We start from the raw sequence: 16,329 nt of genomic DNA, 5'->3' as shown, positions 1-16,329 counted from the left end.
GAGCCGCACAGCGTCAGGGTCGGAATGCCGAGAGGCTGGGTCAGCTGGCCGGCGGAAATCGAGGGATCGGCATCGCACGGCGTGATCATGATCTTGGCGCCGGCATCGATCAGCTCCTGCGCGACCGTGGCGGTCTGCGCGGTGTCGGAGCGGGTGTCCTTGATCAGCAGCTTGACGGTGTATTTGCCGCCGAACCCGCCCTTGGCGTTGAGTTCGTCGAGCGACATGCGCAGGCCGGCAAGTGCCGGCTGGTCGTAAGGGGCAAGACCGCCTGTCTGCGCGGTCGCGGCACCGATGATGATCTCCTCGGCGCTGGCCGTCGAAATGGTGGCGATGCCGAACACGGCAGCGCAGAAGGCGGCGCGATGGAGGCGATAGAGGCTTGGCATGTCGGTTCTCCTTCTGGATTTTTGTCGTTGGTCGTTGCGGTCTATGCGGTCTGGTTTTCAGGCGTTGCGGTCTTGGCGAGCGCCGTGCGGCTGCCGAGATAGGCGGCGATCACGGCGGGGTTCTTCTGAACGTCGCCCGGCGTGCCGTCGGCGATGACGCGGCCATGATCGATGACGACAATGCGTTCGCACAGGTTCATCACCAGCCTCATGTCGTGCTCGATCAGGACGACGCCGATGCGGCGCTCGGTGCGGACTGTCGAGAGGATGGAAACCAGTTCGGCGGTCTCGACGGCGTTCATGCCGGCGGCCGGCTCGTCCAGCAGCAGGAAGCGCGGCTTCAACGCCAGCGCACGTGCCACTTCCAACCGGCGTCGCTGGCCATAGGCAAGCCTGGCGGCCGGCTGATCGGCAAATCTCTCCAGCCCCATGCGCGCAAGTTCACCCATTGCCGCCGCCTCGGCATGGACGAGATCAGGCTCTACCTGGCGTGCGGCGACGACGACGTTTTCCAGCACCGTCATGTGCGGGAAGACGCGGATGTTCTGGAAGGTGCGGGCAACGCCGGAGCGCGCGAAGCGGAAGGCAGAAGCCTGCCGCACCGCGCCACCCACCGACACGGTACCGGCACTTGGCTTGACATCACCGGCCAGCATGTTGAGCAGCGTCGTCTTGCCGGCGCCATTGGGGCCGATGATACCGGTGATGCTGTCCGTTTCGAAACTCAGGCTGACGTCGTCGACAGCAACGACGCCGGCATAACGGCGCGACAGACGCTCGGCGGAGAGCCGGTCACTCTCGACACGCTGCGGAGGTGCCGCCGAAGCCGTCACGGCCTGACGTCCGGGCCGGCGCAGCAGGTTCAGCTCACGCTCGCCGAACAGGCCGGTCGGGCGTCGCCAGATGACCAGGATCATGGCGATGGCAAGCACGCCCTGGGTCAAGCCGAACAGGACAGGCAGATGCAGGCTGAGCACTTCGCCGCCGCCTTCGAAGCGGCGTACCACTTCGACCAAAACGATGGTGACGATGACGCCGGCGAAAGCGCCGAGCGACGAGGTCATGCCGCCGACGATCAGCATGGCAAGCATGGTGAAGCCCAGGTCGAAATAGAAATCGCGCGGTGAAAACGCACCCAGAAACTGCGCCATCATGGCGCCGGCAGCCATGGCGGCGACGACACCCGCCACCCAGGCGGCCAGACGCGCCGTGCGTTGGTCGACGCCGACGGCGGCCGCACCACGCTCGTCATTGGCGGCGGCTCGGCTGGCAAGGCCGAAAGAGGTTTCGCGAAACAGCCTCGCCGCCACCAGCGCCACCGAAGCGACTGCGGCAGCGGTCCACAGCCCGACCTCACGCGGCACGCCGTAGAAAGGCTGGCTGCCGCGGGTGATCTCGCGCCCGGCGACCAGCAGCGTGTAGACGATGATCAGCATGGCCAGCGTGGCGATCGAGGCGCTCGATCCGGAAAGCCTTAGCAGCGGCGCACCGGTCAGCAGGCCGACGACGACCGCCAGAGCCAGGACGATGGCCAGCGCTGCGACGAAGGAGAGTTGATGGCCGGCGAGGAATTGCGGCAGGTCGCGCAGCGCCGTTCGCTGCAGTGCCGTCGGCATGGTGAGGATGCCTGTCGCATAGGCGCCGAGGCCGACAAAGGCCGCCTGGCCGAACGAGACGATGCCGCTGTTGCCGGAGAATATCTGCAGGCCGAGCACCGCCGTCAGCATGATCGCGGCATAGGTGACGACGCGTTGCATGGCGGCGCCGCCGAAGATGAAGGCGGCAAGCGCCACCAGCAACAGCACCGCGACCATGCACAGGGCATCGGCCGTGGCGTTGCGGAACGCGGCCGGCATGAAGCCGGAACTCTTGCTCTCGCTCGTCGTCACCGACGCCATCACGCGGCCCTGAAGCGATCGGGTGAAAACGGGGCCAGGATCGGTTGCGCGCCTTGGGTGACCAGCTTGGCCACCGCCTCGCCGACTGCCGGCCCGGTCTTGAAGCCGTGGCCGGAAGACCCCGCCGAAACGACCAGCCCTTCGACATCAGGCATGGCGCCGATGACCGGCAGATCGTCGGGGCTCATGTCGTAGAGACCGGCATAGCCCGGCCGGATGCCAAGCTCGGCCATGGCCGGCACGCGGCTGGCGAAGGTCTCCAGGATCTCGACCGATTCCTGCTCCTCGACACCTTCCATGTAATCATCGGGATTTTCGACGAAGCGTGGACGGCCTGCATGTTCGTGGCGCAGGCCGGTGCCGCCGCCGGCCCAGGTCCCGGCGAGGATGACGCCGTCATTGTCTGGCCGCGCATAGTTGCAGGAAATGTCGTCGCACCAGGCGAACGGCATGACCTGCCTTGCCTTGCCGGCAGCGTCGAGCACGGCCATCGGATGGCGCTCGACATGCAGCGGCAGATCGAGGCCGACCGTCGCCAGCAGCCGGCGCGTCCACGGCCCGGCGGCCAGGACGACGGTATCGGCCTCCAGCATCGTTCCATCGGTCAAGATGACACCCGTGATGCGGTCGCCCTGCCGCTGGAGGCTCTCGACCAACGTGTTCTGCATGATCCTGGCACCACTGGCGCGGGCGGCACGGGCAATAGCATTGGTGGCGCCGAAGGCATCGGCATAGCCATACTCGGGTTCCCACAGCGCCAGCGCGACATTGTCCAGGGCAAAGCCCGGTGCGGCATCGGCAAAGGCCTGCGGCGACAATGTCTTGATGCGCGCGCCCTCGCCGCGGATGCGTTCGGCTGCCGACGTCCAGCTCGCCTTGTTGTCGTTGCCGCAGACCCACATCATGCCGATTTCGGTGACAAAGGATCCTTCGCCCGCGATTTCGGGCAGCGACACCAGGATCTCTCGGCCACGGATGGATAGCTGCGACAGTTCCGGCATCAGGTAGAAGGCGTGCAGCAGCGCCGACGATTTGCCCGACGGGCCGCCGGCGGGATGGGTCTGCTCGACCAGCGTGACCTTCACACCGGCTTTGGCCAGATCATAGGCCGCGCTCGATCCGACAATACCGGCACCGACGACGATGACGTCGCTTCCATTTCGCATGGCTGTTCCCCACAGTCTCTTGGCTGCTTTTCGACAAGGTAGGGCCAGCGATCGCGCAATGTCAACATCTCTTCATTGTTGACCGATATTTAAATCTCTGTAATAAACTCGACAAAACAAGAGAACACGGATTCCGGGGAGGCCCATGGCGATACGCGATGTTCTGATGCGCGGGGATCTTGCGCTGACGCCGTCGGAGGAGAAGATCGTTCGACTGCTGTTGACGGACTATCCGACCTCCGGCCTCGGCACCGCCTCATCGCTCGCCCGGCGCGCTGGCGTCAGCGATCCAACCGTGGTGCGGCTGGTGATGAAGCTCGGCTATGAAGGGTTTCCGGATTTCCAGGCGAGGCTTCTGGCCGAAGTCGAGGCAAGACTGCACTCGCCGCTGCTGATGATGGAGGCCAAGCGGCAGAGCGGTTCCAACGACAGCGCCGTGCTGGCCTATCTCGATAGCGTCACCACGGCCTTGCAGAAAGCCACCGCCGCGACACCCGTCCAGACTTACGAGCGGGCGGCCCGCTTGCTGATGGAGGCCAAGGGCGAGATCGTGATGGTTGGCGGCCGGTTCAGCCGCCACATCGCCGGCATGCTGGCCGGCTATCTCGTGCAGTTCCGCTCCGGGGTTCGCGATCTCGGCGTGCTCTCTCCGCAGATCTTCGACACGCTGGCCGACCTCGGCCGGCGCGACGTGCTCGTCGTCTTCGACTACCGCCGCTACCAACTCGATGTGATGGCCTATGCAAAACAAGCGGCGGCGCTCGATGTGCGCATCGTCCTGTTCACCGACCAATGGCTGTCGCCGATATCAGATCTCGCCGAAGTCACCATCGTCAGCCCGCTCGAAGTCGCCTCACCTTACGACACGCTGGCGCCGGCGATCGCACAGATGGAAGCGTTGGTCGCCCATATCGTTTCGACGCTGGGCGACGAGGCCCGCGCCCGCATCGAGCGACTCGAAAAGGTGCGGCATGCCAATGCCGTGACGCTCGACAGCGAACCGCAAGAGAACGGCGCGCGCAAGACACCCGGCCCCCGCAAGACACCGGGACCCAAATCAGCAAAGCAGGACGACAAAGCATGACCCAGGCCCTACCCAAACGAGACGAAGCCTTCCGTGCCGGCGAAACGGCACTGCTACTCGTCGACATGCAGCGCATCTGGCTGGAGCCGGGCGCCGATCCGTCGCATCCGGAACGTGGCCCCGATCATTATTTTTACCGGCAGACATCCTCGCAGACGATCCCCAACCAGGAGCGCCTGCTGGCGGCGGCGCGGGCCAATGGCGTCGAGGTGCTGCACACCATCATTCAGAGCCTGACCGAAGACGGCCGTGAGCGCTCGCTCGACCACAAGCTGACACCGATCCATGTTGCGCCCAGTCTCCCCGAAGGACTGCCGGTGGCATCGCTGGCGCCGGTTGGCGACGAGATCATGTTGCCGAAGACGTCGTCGGGCATCTTCAATTCGACCAATGTCGACTATCTCCTCAAGAACCTCGGCATCCGCTATCTCGTCGTGGTCGGCGTGCTGACCGATCAATGCGTCGACATGGCGGTGCGCGACGGCGCCGACCGCGGCTATCTTGTCACCTGCGTATCGGATGCCTGCGCCACCATCACCCAGGAACGCCACGACATCGCGCTCAAGGCCTTCGGCGGCTACTGCTGGGTGGCTGACACCGACACGGTCGTCGACCGCTTCAACGCTTTGGGAAAACCGGCATGACGTCGACTGTCGAGCCTCTGGTTGCCGTCGTCACCACGGATCTCTCCGCCGTCACGCGGGGCCGTTTCGTTGCCGAAAGCAAGTTGCAGAAGACCGCCACGACCGGCGTCGGTTGGCTGCAGGCCAATCTGTCGCTGACACCGTTCAACTCGATCGTCGATCCCAACCCCTGGGGCTCGTCGGGCGACCTGCGGCTGATCCCCGATCTCGAAGCGCGCTTTCGCACGACACGCACCGGATCGGCAACGCCATTCGATATGGTCGCCGGCGACATCGTCGAGCTCGACGGCAGCCCATGGCTCGGCTGCACCCGCACGATGCTCAAAGACGCGCTGGCCGATTTGAAAGCCGCAACCGGCCTGTCGGTCATCGCCGCTTTCGAGCACGAATTCAACGTTGCCGACGGCGGCTTCGCACAGGCGCATTCAATGTCTTTCGCCGCACTGCGCCGCGCCGACCCTTTCGCGCCCAATCTGATGGCGGCGCTCGAGGAAGCCGGCGTCGCGCCCGAGGTGGTCATCGCCGAATTCGGCGACGAGCAGTTCGAGGTGACGCACGAGCCGGCGGACGCGCTGACGGCGGCCGACCGCGCCGTCGCCATCCGCGAAATCACGCGCGAGTTGGCGCGCAATGCCGGCTGGCGTGCGAGCTTCGCCCCCAAGACAGCGCCAACCGCCGTCGGCAACGGCGTCCACATCCATTTCAGCTTCGTCGACGAGGCCGGCAAGCCGATGACTTACGATCCGGCACTGGCGGGCGGCCTTTCCGCCAAAGCGGGCGCCTTCTGTGCCGGCGTGCTGCGCCATCTGCCTGGGATGACCGCCATGACGGCGTCGAGCGTGTCGTCCTTCTACCGGCTGAAGCCGCACAGCTGGAGTTCTTCCTACACCTGGCTTGCCGACCGCGACCGCGAGGCGTCGCTGCGCATCTGCCCGACGGTGACGATCGGCGGACGGGATCCGGCGCGGCAATACAACATCGAATACCGGGCCGCCGACGCCACCGGCAATCCCTATCTGTCGCTGGCGGCGATCATCCGCGCCGGGCTGGAGGGGCTGGAGGCGGGCCTGCCGTCGCCACCTTTGGTCACCGGCGACCCGACACTGATGAGCGAGGCGGAGCGGGCAAGTCTTGGTCTGGTGCGCCTGCCCGAAACCCTGCCCGCGGCACTGGACGCGCTGCTGGCCGACGGCACCGTGACGGGATGGTTCGCGCCCGTCTTCATCGAAACCTTCGTCGGCCTCAAGCGACATGAAGCCGAGCGTCTTGCCGGTCTCGATCCGGCCTCCATCTGCGATCTCTACCGGACGCTCTATTGATGACCGCAGTGACAAAAAAAGATTGGCCCGAGGCCGTCGAGGCCCTCAACGAGCACGGCCGTTCCGATATCGTGCTGTTGTGCGAGCATGCGTCCAACCACATGCCGGTCGAGTATCGACAGCTTGGCCTCGATGCCCACCATCTGCAGCGCCACATCGCCTGGGATATCGGCGCCGCCGAAGTGACCCGCCTGCTGTCGTCGAAGCTCGATGCTCCGGCCTTCCTCAGCGGCTATTCGCGGCTGCTGATCGACCTCAACCGGCCACTGGGCACGCCAGGCAGCATTCCGGTACTGTCGGAAGACACCGACATTCCCGGGAATGTCGGCATCGATGCGGCGGAGCGGACCCGGCGCGCCGAGATCATCTTTTCGCCGTTCCATGACCGGGTGACCGCTTATCTCGACCGCCGGGCACAAGCAGGCCGGCAGACGCGGATCGTGACGATCCATTCTTTCACGCCGGTCTTCCTCGGCGTCAGCAGGCCCTGGCATGCCGGCGTGCTGCATGACCAAGCAAGAGGTCTCGCCGAAGCGATCCTTTCGGGCCTGCGCACCGATGCGGCGCTCAATGTTGCGGCCAATGTACCCTATGTGATCAGCCGCGACGCCGACTACGCCGTGCCCATCCATGGCGACGATCGCGGCATCGCCGCCGTCCTCGTCGAGATCCGGCAGGATCTTTTGTCGACACGGTCCGGCATCGAGGAATGGGCGGACCGGCTGGCGGCGGCACTGCCGGCACTCGAGACAGAAACCGTGCCGTGAGCAATCCAAGCCTGCGCGAGCGCGACGCCGCGACCATCGCCCAGATCGGCAAGTTGCGTTTCTCGCCGCTCGGCGTCATCGGCAGCCGGGGCAACCGGCTGATCGGCGGCTGCTGGCAATCACGCCCCGCGGCCACGGCTGCGGCAGAAATTACCCAAGCAGCCCCGCCTGATCGTTGCGCGGCATTTATTCCGCGATACGCACGATCAGCTTGCCGAAATTCTTGCCATCGAGAAGGCCGAGAAAGGCCTGTGGTGCATTTTCGATGCCATCGACGATATCTTCCCTGTAGCGGACGCGGCCGGACGATATCCATTCGGCCATCTCACGATAGAAGGCCGGGCGCTGGTCGACAAATTCACGCTGGATAAACCCCCTGATCGTCAGGCTGCGGTGCAGCACTTGCTGCATCAATACCGGCAAGCGGTCGACGCCGGCATCCGCGATGACGTTGTACTGCGCGATCAGCCCGCAGACCGGCACACGCGCAAATTCGTTCAGCAGCGGAAACACCGCGTCCCAGACAGGACCACCGACATTCTCGAAATAGATGTCGATGCCACCGGGGCAGGCTGCCTTCAACTGCTCGGCAAAATCATCGGCACGGTGATCGACGACCGCATCGAAGCCGAGTTCGTCTCGCACGAAGGCGCACTTGTCGGCACCGCCGGCAATGCCGACGGCACGCGCGCCCTTGATGCGCGCGATCTGGCCAACGGCCGACCCGACCGCGCCGCTGGCGGCCGCCACGACGACCGTCTCGCCAGGCTTCGGCTGCCCGATGGTGAGCAGACCGGCATAGGCCGTGAAGCCCGGCATGCCGAGCACGCCAAGCGCCGTCGTGATGGGTGCCGCAGCGGGATCCAGCTTGCGCAGCCCCACACCGTCGGACAAGGCAAAACTCTGCCAGCCGGAATGGGACAACACGATATCCCCTTCGGTAAATTCCGGGTGGCGAGAGATCACGACGCGCGCAACAGTACCGCCTTCCATCACGCCGTCGACATCGACGGGCCTGGCATAGGATTTCGTAGCGTTCATGCGCCCGCGCATATAGGGATCGAGCGACAGATAGAGGATCTGCAGCAGCAGTTCGCCCTCTCCCGGCTGGACGACATCAACCGTCTCGATGCGGAAATCATCCGGCTTTGGCCGGCCTTGTGGCCGCGCCGCGAGCACGATGCGGGTGTTGGACTGGATCGACATCGAAAATCTCCCTGCGAAGAAGGCTCTACTCGAAAAACCGGTTGGGCGGACGCTTCAGGCCGAGATTCTCGCGCAGTGTCGACCCTTCATATTGCCGCCTGAAGATCCCTCGCCTTTGCAATTCCGGCACCACCTTCTCGGCAAAATCATCGAGCCCGGCGGGCAGGTATGGAAACATGATGTTGAACCCGTCGGAACCCTCGCCGATCAGCCATTCCTCCATCTCGTCGGCGATTGTTTCAGGCGTGCCGACAAAAGCAAGGCCGGAATAGCCGCCCAGCCTTTGCGCAAGCTGCCTGACGGTCAGGTTCTCCTCGCGTGCCAGTTCGATGACGCGCTCGCGGCCACTCTTCGAGGCATTGGTCTCGGGGATTTCGGGCAAGGGCGCGTCGGGATCAAAACCGGACGCGTCATGTCCGATGGCGATCGACAGCGAGGCGATGCCGCTCTCGTAGTAGACGAGACTGTCGAGCTTCGCCCGCTTGGCCTGCGCGTCCTCGACGCTGTCACCGACAACGACAAAGGCGCCGGGCAGGATCTTGATGTCGTCACGCGACCGGCCAAGCCTTTCCGCACGGCCTTTGACGTCGGCGAAGAAGCGCTGCCCCGCCGCGAGATCGGCATGGGCGGCGAAAATGACCTCCGCTGTCTCCGCCGCCAGTTGGCGTCCTGCCTCCGAGGCGCCGGCCTGCACGATGACCGGCCAGCCCTGGATTGGCCGCGCGATGTTGAGTGGGCCGCGCACCGAGAGATGCTCACCCTTATGGTCGAGCACATGCAGCCTGGCCGGGTCGAAATAGAACCCGCTTTCGGCGTCGCGGATGAAGGCATCGTCGGCAAAGCTGTCCCACAGGCCGGTGACGACATCGTAGAATTCCCGGGCCCGCCGGTAGCGCTCGTCATGCTCGACATGCTCGTCGAGGCCGAAATTGAGCGCCGCATCCGGATTGGACGTGGTGACGATGTTCCAGCCGGCGCGTCCGCCGCTGATATGGTCGAGCGAGGCGAAGCGGCGGGCAACATGATAGGGCGCGTCGAACGGCGTCGATGCGGTGGCGACCAGCCCGATATGGTCGGTGACGGCGGCGAGCGCCGACAAAAGCGTGAACGGCTCGAACGAGGTGACCGTGTGGCTGCGCCGCAGCGCCTCGATCGGCATGTTGAGAACGGCCAGATGGTCGGCCATGAAGAAGGCGTCGAACTTCGCCGCCTCCAAGGTCTGGGCGAAGCGCTTCAGATGCGCGAAATTGAAATTGGCGTCGGCATAGGCGCCCGGATAGCGCCAGGCGCCGGTATGCAGGCTGACGGGGCGCATGAAGGCGCCGAGGTGCAATTGTTTTTGTGTCATGAAAGTCGTTTCGACCGATCGATACAGTCGAGCACTAGCGCTCGAATCCTAAACTCAGGATCGGACGGTCCGCGCAACTCGGGAAGATATCCTGTTCCTCCACACCGGCCTTTTGCAGCATAGGTTTTGCGCTGTCCGGGACCAGGACAAAAAATGGCCGGGCTCGAATGCGGCCCGGCCAAAAGAAGGTTTGAACCTTCAGAGGGGAACACCGTCCAGCGGAATGGGAGGAAACCGCTAAACGATTTTACCTTTTTGCGCCTATCTCGAAGCCTTGGCGACGAATGGCATTCCAAAAAACATATGAAACGGCAAAAATTCGTGCAGAGCTGAGTTCACGAACCCGCCGCTCCGGCCTGGAGAAGATCGGCATAGTGGCGGCGTGCCACGTCGGGATGTGAACGCAGTCGGCTTTTGAGCACATTGGTGCCGACATCGCGGAACAACGGATTGTCCGGATCGCTTGCCGGCCCGCGCGCTTCGGCCGCCAATTCCTCGGGCAGGGTCAGAAGCGGTATGGTCGCGTCCAGCCGCGCACTGAAGAAGAAGGGAACGGAGATCCGCTCGACGCCGGCAGGCGGCGTCACGACGCGGTGAACGGTGGCACGCAAATACCCATTCGATGCCAGTTCGAGCAGTTCGCCAATGTTGACGACCAGCGTTCCAGGGAGCGGATCCACATTCACCCAGCTTCCGTCATATTCGACCTGCAGGCCCTTGTTGTCGTCCTGCAGCAGCAGGGTGAGGAAACCGCCATCCTTGTGCGCGCCGACGCCCTGGTCGCCTTCGGTCGCGTCACGGCCGGGATAACGGACGATCTTCATGCGATGGTTGGGCGAGTCCCGATAGATCGCGTCGAAGGCGTCCTCGGGCTGATCGAGCGATAGTGCGAAGGCTTTCAGCAGCCGAATGGCCACCGCGGTCGCCTTGGCCTGCCATGCAAGCAGTGCCGGCTTGAGCTCCGGCAGTGCAGACGGCCACTGGTTCGGCCCCTGCAGCCGTGTCCACGGTGCAATTCCAGGTCCCTGCGCTATGGGCTGGCGCTCGACGCCGATGTCGAGTTGCTCACGCCAGTCGGCCGCGCCCTTGGTCAGTTCGCCGCCGGCGCGGGTGTAGCCGCGAAACTGCTGGGATTTGACCATTTCGATGGCCAGCTTGTCGGCCTCCGGCAACGCGAAGAACCGTCGCGAGGCATCGAGCACGTCGTCGATCTCCGGGGCGGAAATTCCGTGGCCGCTGAGATAGAAGAAGCCAACGTCCCGGGCTGCCGTACGCAGGTCCAGGAGAAAGGTACGATACTCGGACGCACCTTGTTCGAGGCGGCTCAGGTCAAGCACCGGCACAATTCTGGGCATGTTCAGCTTCCTTCTTTTCTCTGCCCTGGCTTAGGAGAAGTAGAAGCGACCACCGGCAAGAGCTTCGAGCATGAATGCATCTCAAAGTGACACGCAAGGCGTGCCGATCAAAGCAACAGGAAGTCCAATCCGGGCCGGATGGAAGAACGTCAGCGCTGCATATTATGACCTGTCGGCAAATAATTTCCCGACAAGTGCTTTACCCGCCATGCCTCTCGTGGACCGCACTTTCCAGTGCGACAGCGTATAAGTCGCAGCGGAAGCGCAATCGCGCGTGATCGTCTGTAAATCCCGCCAGCCGACCGGCAAGACGGCTTCAAGCCAGCTCGAACCGCTCGATGGCGCGCATGATGCCGCGCAGCTCGGCGAGGCCCTTCAGCCGGCCGATCAGCGAATAGCCGGGGTTGATCCTGGTCTTGCCGATGTCGTCGGCAAGCAGATGGCCATGGTCTGGTCGCATCGGAATGCGCCAGTCGGCACGGCCTTCCCTGCGACGGCGCGCCTCTTCCTGCATCAGAGCGAGGATAACATGCGCCATGTCGGTGCCGCCTTCGAGATGCTCGGCTTCGTAGAACGAGCCGTCATCCTCGATGGTGATGTTGCGGAGGTGGACAAAGTGGATGCGGTCGGCGAATTCCTTGACCATGGCGACGATGTCATTGTCGGCGCGCGTGCCATAAGAGCCGGTGCAGAACGTCAGGCCGTTGGCGGGGCTGTCGACGGCGTTAAGGATGAAACGCGCATCCTCGGCTGTCGAAACGATGCGTGGCAAGCCATAGAGCGAGAAGGGCGGGTCGTCGGGATGGATGCACATGCGCACCCCCTCCTCTTCGGCCACCGGAATGATCTCGCGCAGGAACCAGGCAAGGTTTTGGCGCAGCTCCTTTGGTCCGATCGCATCGTAGTCCGCCAGGGCCTCGCGAAAACTGTCCCTGTCATAGCTGCGCTCGGTCGCCGGCAGGCCGGCGATCAGGTTGCGTTCGATCCTGTCGATCGCTTCGCTGCTCAATTCCTTCAGCCGCGCTTCCGCTTCGGCGATACGGGCAGCGGTATAGCCGGCTTCGGCATTGACGCGCTTCAGCACGAACAGGTCGTAGGCTGCGAAATCGATGGCGTCGAAACGCAGCGCATAGCCCGTCGTCGGCAGCCGATAGGCGAGATCCGTGCGGGTCCAGTCGACCACCGGCATGAAATTGTAGCAGACCGTCGCAATGCCGGCCTTGGCGAGCGCGCGGATTGAGTCGCGATAGTAGCCGGCGTAGCGCTCGCGTTCCGGCGCGCCGACCTTGAAGGAGTTGTGGACCGGAATGCTCTCGACCACCGACCATGTCAGGCCGGCGGCCTCGATGACACGCTTGCGCTCCAGAATGCTCTCGAGCGGCCAGGCGCGCCCGTCATAGATATCGTGCAAGGCGCTCACCACGCCGGTCGCACCGGCCTGCCTGACATGATCGAGCGTTACCGGGTCGTTTGGTCCATACCAGCGCCAGCACTGTTCCATTGCCGCTTCCTTCTGCGAGAGGATGGCAACCTATTGTTGGACCACAATGGGTGTCAAACTAGGAACCGGTTTCGGACAGCGAATGAAGGAGTTTTCCCAATGAAGGATTTCGACGGCAAGGTTGCCTTGGTGACGGGGACGACCGGGATTGGCCTCGCAACCGCCAGACGCCTCGCTGCAGGGGGCGCTGCGATCATCGCCTGCGGCATCGACCGCGCGGCCAACGCTCTACTGAAAGCGGAGCTGGAAAGCTCCGCAGCCGGGGCGCTGGTCATAGGCGCCGACGTCTCCGTGCCCGATCAGGTTCGCGACGCGGTCGCGGCCGGCGTGGAGCGGTTCGGCGGCCTCGATATCGTCGTCAATTCGGCGGCGGTGCATCCGTACGGAACCGCCGTCAGCACCGATTTCGAGACCTGGAACAAGGCGATGGCGGTCAATGTCGGGTCGATCTATCTGACCGCGCATTTCGGCATCCCGGAAATGGTCCGCAGGGGCGGCGGCGCCATCGTCAACGTCGCTTCGGTGCAGGGCTTTGCCTGCCAGCAAAACGTCGCCGCCTATGCCACCACCAAGGGCGCCATCCACACGCTGACGCGTGCCCTGGCCCTGGACCATGCGCGCTCCGGCATCCGCGTCAATTCCGTCAGCCCCGGCTCGATCCGCACCCCGATCCTGGAGAAGGCCGCCCGCGGCGAGAACGGCACGGACGCCGATGTCGAGGCCGCCTACAAGCGCTTCGGCGAAGCGCACCCCATCGGGCGCATCGGCGAGCCGGAGGAGGTGGCCGAACTTATCGCTTTCCTGTGTTCGTCGAAGGCCGGCTTCTGCACTGGCGCGGACTACAAGATCGATGGCGGCCTGACCGCCGGCATCGGCGTGAAGTAGATCGCGAATGGGGCCTGGCCTTTAGCGGGAGCGGCCGGCATCCGACAATTGGTTTGCCGAATTCTTGCAGATCAATGCTCAAGCAAATCGAGCAGCGAAATTGAGCTTTAGCGAAATTTCGGAAACGCACCGCCATCAGGGGCGTTGGCCCAGCTCTGCAAGGTCTGGCCGCCGTCGATCAGCCAATCCACGCCCGTGACGTGCCTCGCCTCGTCCGAGGCCAGGAAAGCCACGGCGGCCGCGACATCGTCCGGCTGGCCGATGCGGCGCAATGGAATGCGGTCGGCGAAATGCTGGACGCTGCTCTTGAATTCGCCGTCACCGGAAGCCGGCACGCCAAGCGTCGTCTCGATCACGCCGGGGCAAATGGCATTGACGCGTATGCCGTAGGGCGCAGCATCGAGCGCCGCAACCCGCGTCAGGCCGACCACGCCGTGTTTGGAAGCGACATAGCCGGCACCGCCCGAAAGGACGTCCCAACCGGCCATGGATGAGCCCATGTTGACGATCGAGCCACCGGTCCCCGCCTTGATCATCGCCCGAAGCGATGCCTGCAGGACGAGGAAGATACCGCGCAGATTGATACGGATGGTCGTATCCCAGTCCTCGACCGGCAGGTCGTGAACGGGAGCGACGACGCCGGAAATGCCGGCATTGTTGAACACCACGTCGAGGCCGCCGAACGTCTCGACGGTCGCCTCGACGGCGCGCCGCACATCCGCTTCATCGGTGACGTCGGCTTCGATGGCAATGGCGTTTTCACCCAGTGAGCGAGCCAGTTGCTGCGCCGCCGCGCCATTGCGATCGACAATGGCGACGCGCGCGCCTTCGTCAAGGAAACGCCGCACCGCCGCGCCGCCGATCGCGCCGGCGCCGCCAGTGACAAGGATCTTCTTCTGGTCGAATCGTTTCATCCCCCGGTCTCCGGCTTTGGATAGGAACGCCATGAATATTGTGGTTCGAAGCCGATCGTTTCGCGCGCATGGACCGTGTCGAGCACGGCGCCAAAGCCGGCGATCGGCCGCGATAGAGCGACATCGGGATAGACCCGGCGCACGAGCGCTTCGGTTTCCTCTTCCATGAAGGTGTCGGCGGCGCTGAGCAGGACGCGCAGATGGCCGTCGCCTTGCCATTCAAGCGCCCGCAGGAAGCCCTGCCCGGCGTCGCGCGCGTCGAGATAGGCCCACAGGTCGCGGGCACTGTCGGCCGTGGCGCGGCGCGGCCCGACGCCCTCGAAAAATGAACCCGGCGTCTGGATCCACGGCATGCGGATACTGACCGCCGAAAAGGCGCCGCGGCGCACCGCCGCGTCGACGATTTCCTCGCCCAGCCATTTCGACAGGCCGTACGGGTCCTGCGCGCCGACCGGGTGGTCCAGGTCGACCGGCAGATAGGGCGGTCGCACAGGTTTTTCGAAAAAGGGATAGCCGAAGACGCTGAAGGATGAGGCATAGATGAAGCGCCTGGCGCCGGCCATGGCGGCTGCCTCGACCACATTGTAGGCGGTCGCGATGTTGGTCTTGAACACCTCGCCGCCGGCCCGGCCGGTCGGCCGCGGAATGGCCGCGACATGCACAACGGCATCGCAATCGCGCACCAGCTGCAGTGTCGATCCCAGATCGGTCAAATCGGCGGTTGCGTGGCGCCATGCGACCTCACCCGGCACCACGGCATCGACACCAAGCACATCGTGGCCGGCCGCAACCAGAGCCTCGGCCACATGGCGGCCAAGCAGGCCGCTGGCTCCGGTGACGATGGTTTTCATATCTCGGCCTCGGCTCCGCAATTCAGCGGCTTGAATATCATTGATGGTCATACAAATCGAGCACATGCCTGACAAGCGTTGTCAAGGCCATTTCGCGATGGGCAAATAGCGCATACGCTTGTCGGAGCGCGGTGCGCAAGGCCGACCAGCACGCTTTGCGTCGAACGGGATTGACTTGGCATCCACTAGGGTTTTTTGTATGAGCATCAACGATCGGTCAAAGGAGCTCGCCATGTCCGTGGACAGTTTTTCCTCACATCGGCACGATGATGCGGTGCGCCTCGATCCACGCCGTGCGGCCATTATCGTCATCGATATGGTCAATGAGTTCTGCAAGCCCGGCGGGGCCATGGTCCTGCCTGGGTACGAGACGCTGGTCGCGCCGCAACTGGCCGTGATCGAGGCTGCGCGCGCCGCCGGCGTGCCGGTGATCTGGGTCCATGACAGCCACCGACCGGGCATGCGACGAGAGCGCGAATGGCTGAAGCGCACACCGCATTGCCTGGATGGAAGCTGGGGGCCGGAGATCATCGAGGATCTCGGCGCCCGCGATGATGAGATCCATGTCATCAAGCGGCGCTACTCGGCCTTCTTTCAAACCGACCTGGACCTGACGCTGAAAGACATGCAGGTCGATCAGTTGGTCATTTTCGGCGTGGTCACCAACATCTGCGTGCGCTCGACCGTCCATGATGCCTTTTTCCAGGGCTATGAGGTGGTGGTGCCAAGCGATTGCTGCGCGGCAACGGGACCACGCGAGCAGGAAAGCTCGCTCTACGACATAGCGACCCATTTCGGCGTGGTCAGCGATTCGGCTGATGTCGTCGCAGCCCTCCGCGACGGGACGTCGCTTCAACCAGCGGAGGTCGCGGCTTGAGCTTTTCCAAACCGGCGACATCCGAGACAGCGGCGATAGGAGTCCGGTGTGACGACTGAAAAGAAACCGCAATCCGAAAAAGGCGCGACCTCGAAACCGCCGAGCGGCGATGCACCCCCGAGCCG

The 16,329-nt window shown here is 64.1% G+C and carries 15 protein-coding genes; 6 read left to right on the top strand and 9 right to left on the bottom strand.

Annotated features, from left to right (window positions below):
- The 3 genes from EOA22_RS06865 to EOA22_RS06855 all read right to left on the bottom strand — a co-directional run.
- Positions 1 to 389: ABC transporter substrate-binding protein (locus tag EOA22_RS06865; protein ID WP_164755290.1), on the bottom strand; the 389-nt coding region annotated here is incomplete at its 3' end.
- A 41-nt stretch (positions 390 to 430) separates the two neighbouring features.
- Positions 431 to 2,287 carry a branched-chain amino acid ABC transporter ATP-binding protein/permease gene (locus EOA22_RS06860; RefSeq protein WP_063170111.1) on the bottom strand — a complete coding sequence of 619 codons (1,857 nt, stop codon included), beginning with the start codon at positions 2,285 to 2,287 and terminating at the stop codon, positions 431 to 433.
- Positions 2,287 to 3,453, bottom strand: coding sequence for an FAD-binding oxidoreductase (locus EOA22_RS06855; protein ID WP_063170110.1), 1,167 nt, complete (start codon positions 3,451 to 3,453; stop codon positions 2,287 to 2,289). The genes EOA22_RS06860 and EOA22_RS06855 overlap by 1 nt, the downstream gene beginning before the upstream one ends.
- 145 nt (positions 3,454 to 3,598) lie before the next feature.
- Here EOA22_RS06855 and EOA22_RS06850 point away from each other — a divergent pair, with 145 nt between their 5' ends.
- The 4 genes from EOA22_RS06850 to EOA22_RS06835 are packed head-to-tail and all read left to right on the top strand — an operon-like array spanning position 3,599 to position 7,267.
- On the top strand, positions 3,599 to 4,537 hold the full coding sequence (locus tag EOA22_RS06850) for a MurR/RpiR family transcriptional regulator (protein WP_063170109.1): 939 nt from the start codon (positions 3,599 to 3,601) through the stop codon (positions 4,535 to 4,537).
- A complete protein-coding gene (locus EOA22_RS06845) occupies positions 4,534 to 5,181 on the top strand; it encodes an isochorismatase family cysteine hydrolase (protein WP_013530318.1) in 648 nt (215 codons plus the stop codon). Before EOA22_RS06850 ends, EOA22_RS06845 begins: the two co-directional genes overlap by 4 nt.
- The gene (locus tag EOA22_RS06840) at positions 5,178 to 6,500 is read left to right on the top strand and encodes a glutamine synthetase (RefSeq protein WP_013530317.1); all 1,323 of its coding nucleotides are present in this window, start codon (positions 5,178 to 5,180) and stop codon (positions 6,498 to 6,500) included. Before EOA22_RS06845 ends, EOA22_RS06840 begins: the two co-directional genes overlap by 4 nt.
- The gene (locus tag EOA22_RS06835; RefSeq protein ID WP_024502302.1) at positions 6,500 to 7,267 is read left to right on the top strand and encodes an N-formylglutamate amidohydrolase; all 768 of its coding nucleotides are present in this window, start codon (positions 6,500 to 6,502) and stop codon (positions 7,265 to 7,267) included. The genes EOA22_RS06840 and EOA22_RS06835 overlap by 1 nt, the downstream gene beginning before the upstream one ends.
- 186 nt (positions 7,268 to 7,453) lie before the next feature.
- On the opposite strand, the gene EOA22_RS06830 is transcribed toward EOA22_RS06835, so the two are convergent.
- The 4 genes from EOA22_RS06830 to uxuA all read right to left on the bottom strand — a co-directional run bounded on the left by EOA22_RS06830 (position 7,454) and on the right by uxuA (position 12,677).
- Positions 7,454 to 8,473, bottom strand: a complete 1,020-nt coding sequence (locus EOA22_RS06830) for an NADP-dependent oxidoreductase (protein ID WP_024502301.1) — start codon at positions 8,471 to 8,473, stop codon at positions 7,454 to 7,456.
- Between the two features lie 25 nt (positions 8,474 to 8,498).
- Positions 8,499 to 9,821 (bottom strand): LLM class flavin-dependent oxidoreductase, encoded by a 1,323-nt coding sequence (locus tag EOA22_RS06825; protein WP_127389893.1) that lies wholly within the window; start codon positions 9,819 to 9,821, stop codon positions 8,499 to 8,501.
- A 335-nt stretch (positions 9,822 to 10,156) separates the two neighbouring features.
- Positions 10,157 to 11,176, bottom strand: coding sequence for an isopenicillin N synthase family oxygenase (locus EOA22_RS06820; RefSeq protein ID WP_013530313.1), 1,020 nt, complete (start codon positions 11,174 to 11,176; stop codon positions 10,157 to 10,159).
- Positions 11,177 to 11,492: 316 nt separating this feature from the next.
- Positions 11,493 to 12,677 (bottom strand): mannonate dehydratase, encoded by a 1,185-nt coding sequence (gene uxuA, locus EOA22_RS06815; protein WP_063170107.1) that lies wholly within the window; start codon positions 12,675 to 12,677, stop codon positions 11,493 to 11,495.
- Positions 12,678 to 12,776: 99 nt separating this feature from the next.
- On the opposite strand from uxuA, the gene EOA22_RS06810 reads away from it, so the two are divergent.
- On the top strand, positions 12,777 to 13,562 hold the full coding sequence (locus EOA22_RS06810; RefSeq protein WP_063170106.1) for an SDR family oxidoreductase: 786 nt from the start codon (positions 12,777 to 12,779) through the stop codon (positions 13,560 to 13,562).
- Between the two features lie 107 nt (positions 13,563 to 13,669).
- Here the strand turns inward: EOA22_RS06810 and EOA22_RS06805 are convergent, their stop codons facing one another.
- Entirely contained in the window at positions 13,670 to 14,476 is an 807-nt protein-coding gene (locus EOA22_RS06805; RefSeq protein WP_024502294.1) for an SDR family NAD(P)-dependent oxidoreductase, read from the bottom strand.
- The gene (locus EOA22_RS06800; RefSeq protein ID WP_024502293.1) at positions 14,473 to 15,327 is read right to left on the bottom strand and encodes an NAD(P)-dependent oxidoreductase; all 855 of its coding nucleotides are present in this window, start codon (positions 15,325 to 15,327) and stop codon (positions 14,473 to 14,475) included. The genes EOA22_RS06805 and EOA22_RS06800 overlap by 4 nt, the downstream gene beginning before the upstream one ends.
- Before the next feature lie 232 nt (positions 15,328 to 15,559).
- On the opposite strand from EOA22_RS06800, the gene EOA22_RS06795 reads away from it, so the two are divergent.
- On the top strand, positions 15,560 to 16,204 hold the full coding sequence (locus EOA22_RS06795; protein WP_024502292.1) for an isochorismatase family cysteine hydrolase: 645 nt from the start codon (positions 15,560 to 15,562) through the stop codon (positions 16,202 to 16,204).
- Positions 16,205 to 16,329: the final 125 nt, after the last annotated feature.

Source organism: Mesorhizobium sp. M7A.F.Ca.US.014.04.1.1 (assembly GCF_003998745.1).
GTDB classification, from domain to species: Bacteria; Pseudomonadota; Alphaproteobacteria; order Rhizobiales; family Rhizobiaceae; genus Mesorhizobium; species Mesorhizobium ciceri.
Note: the sequence above shows the minus strand (reverse complement) of the source record. Positions and strands in the feature narration are given on the sequence as shown.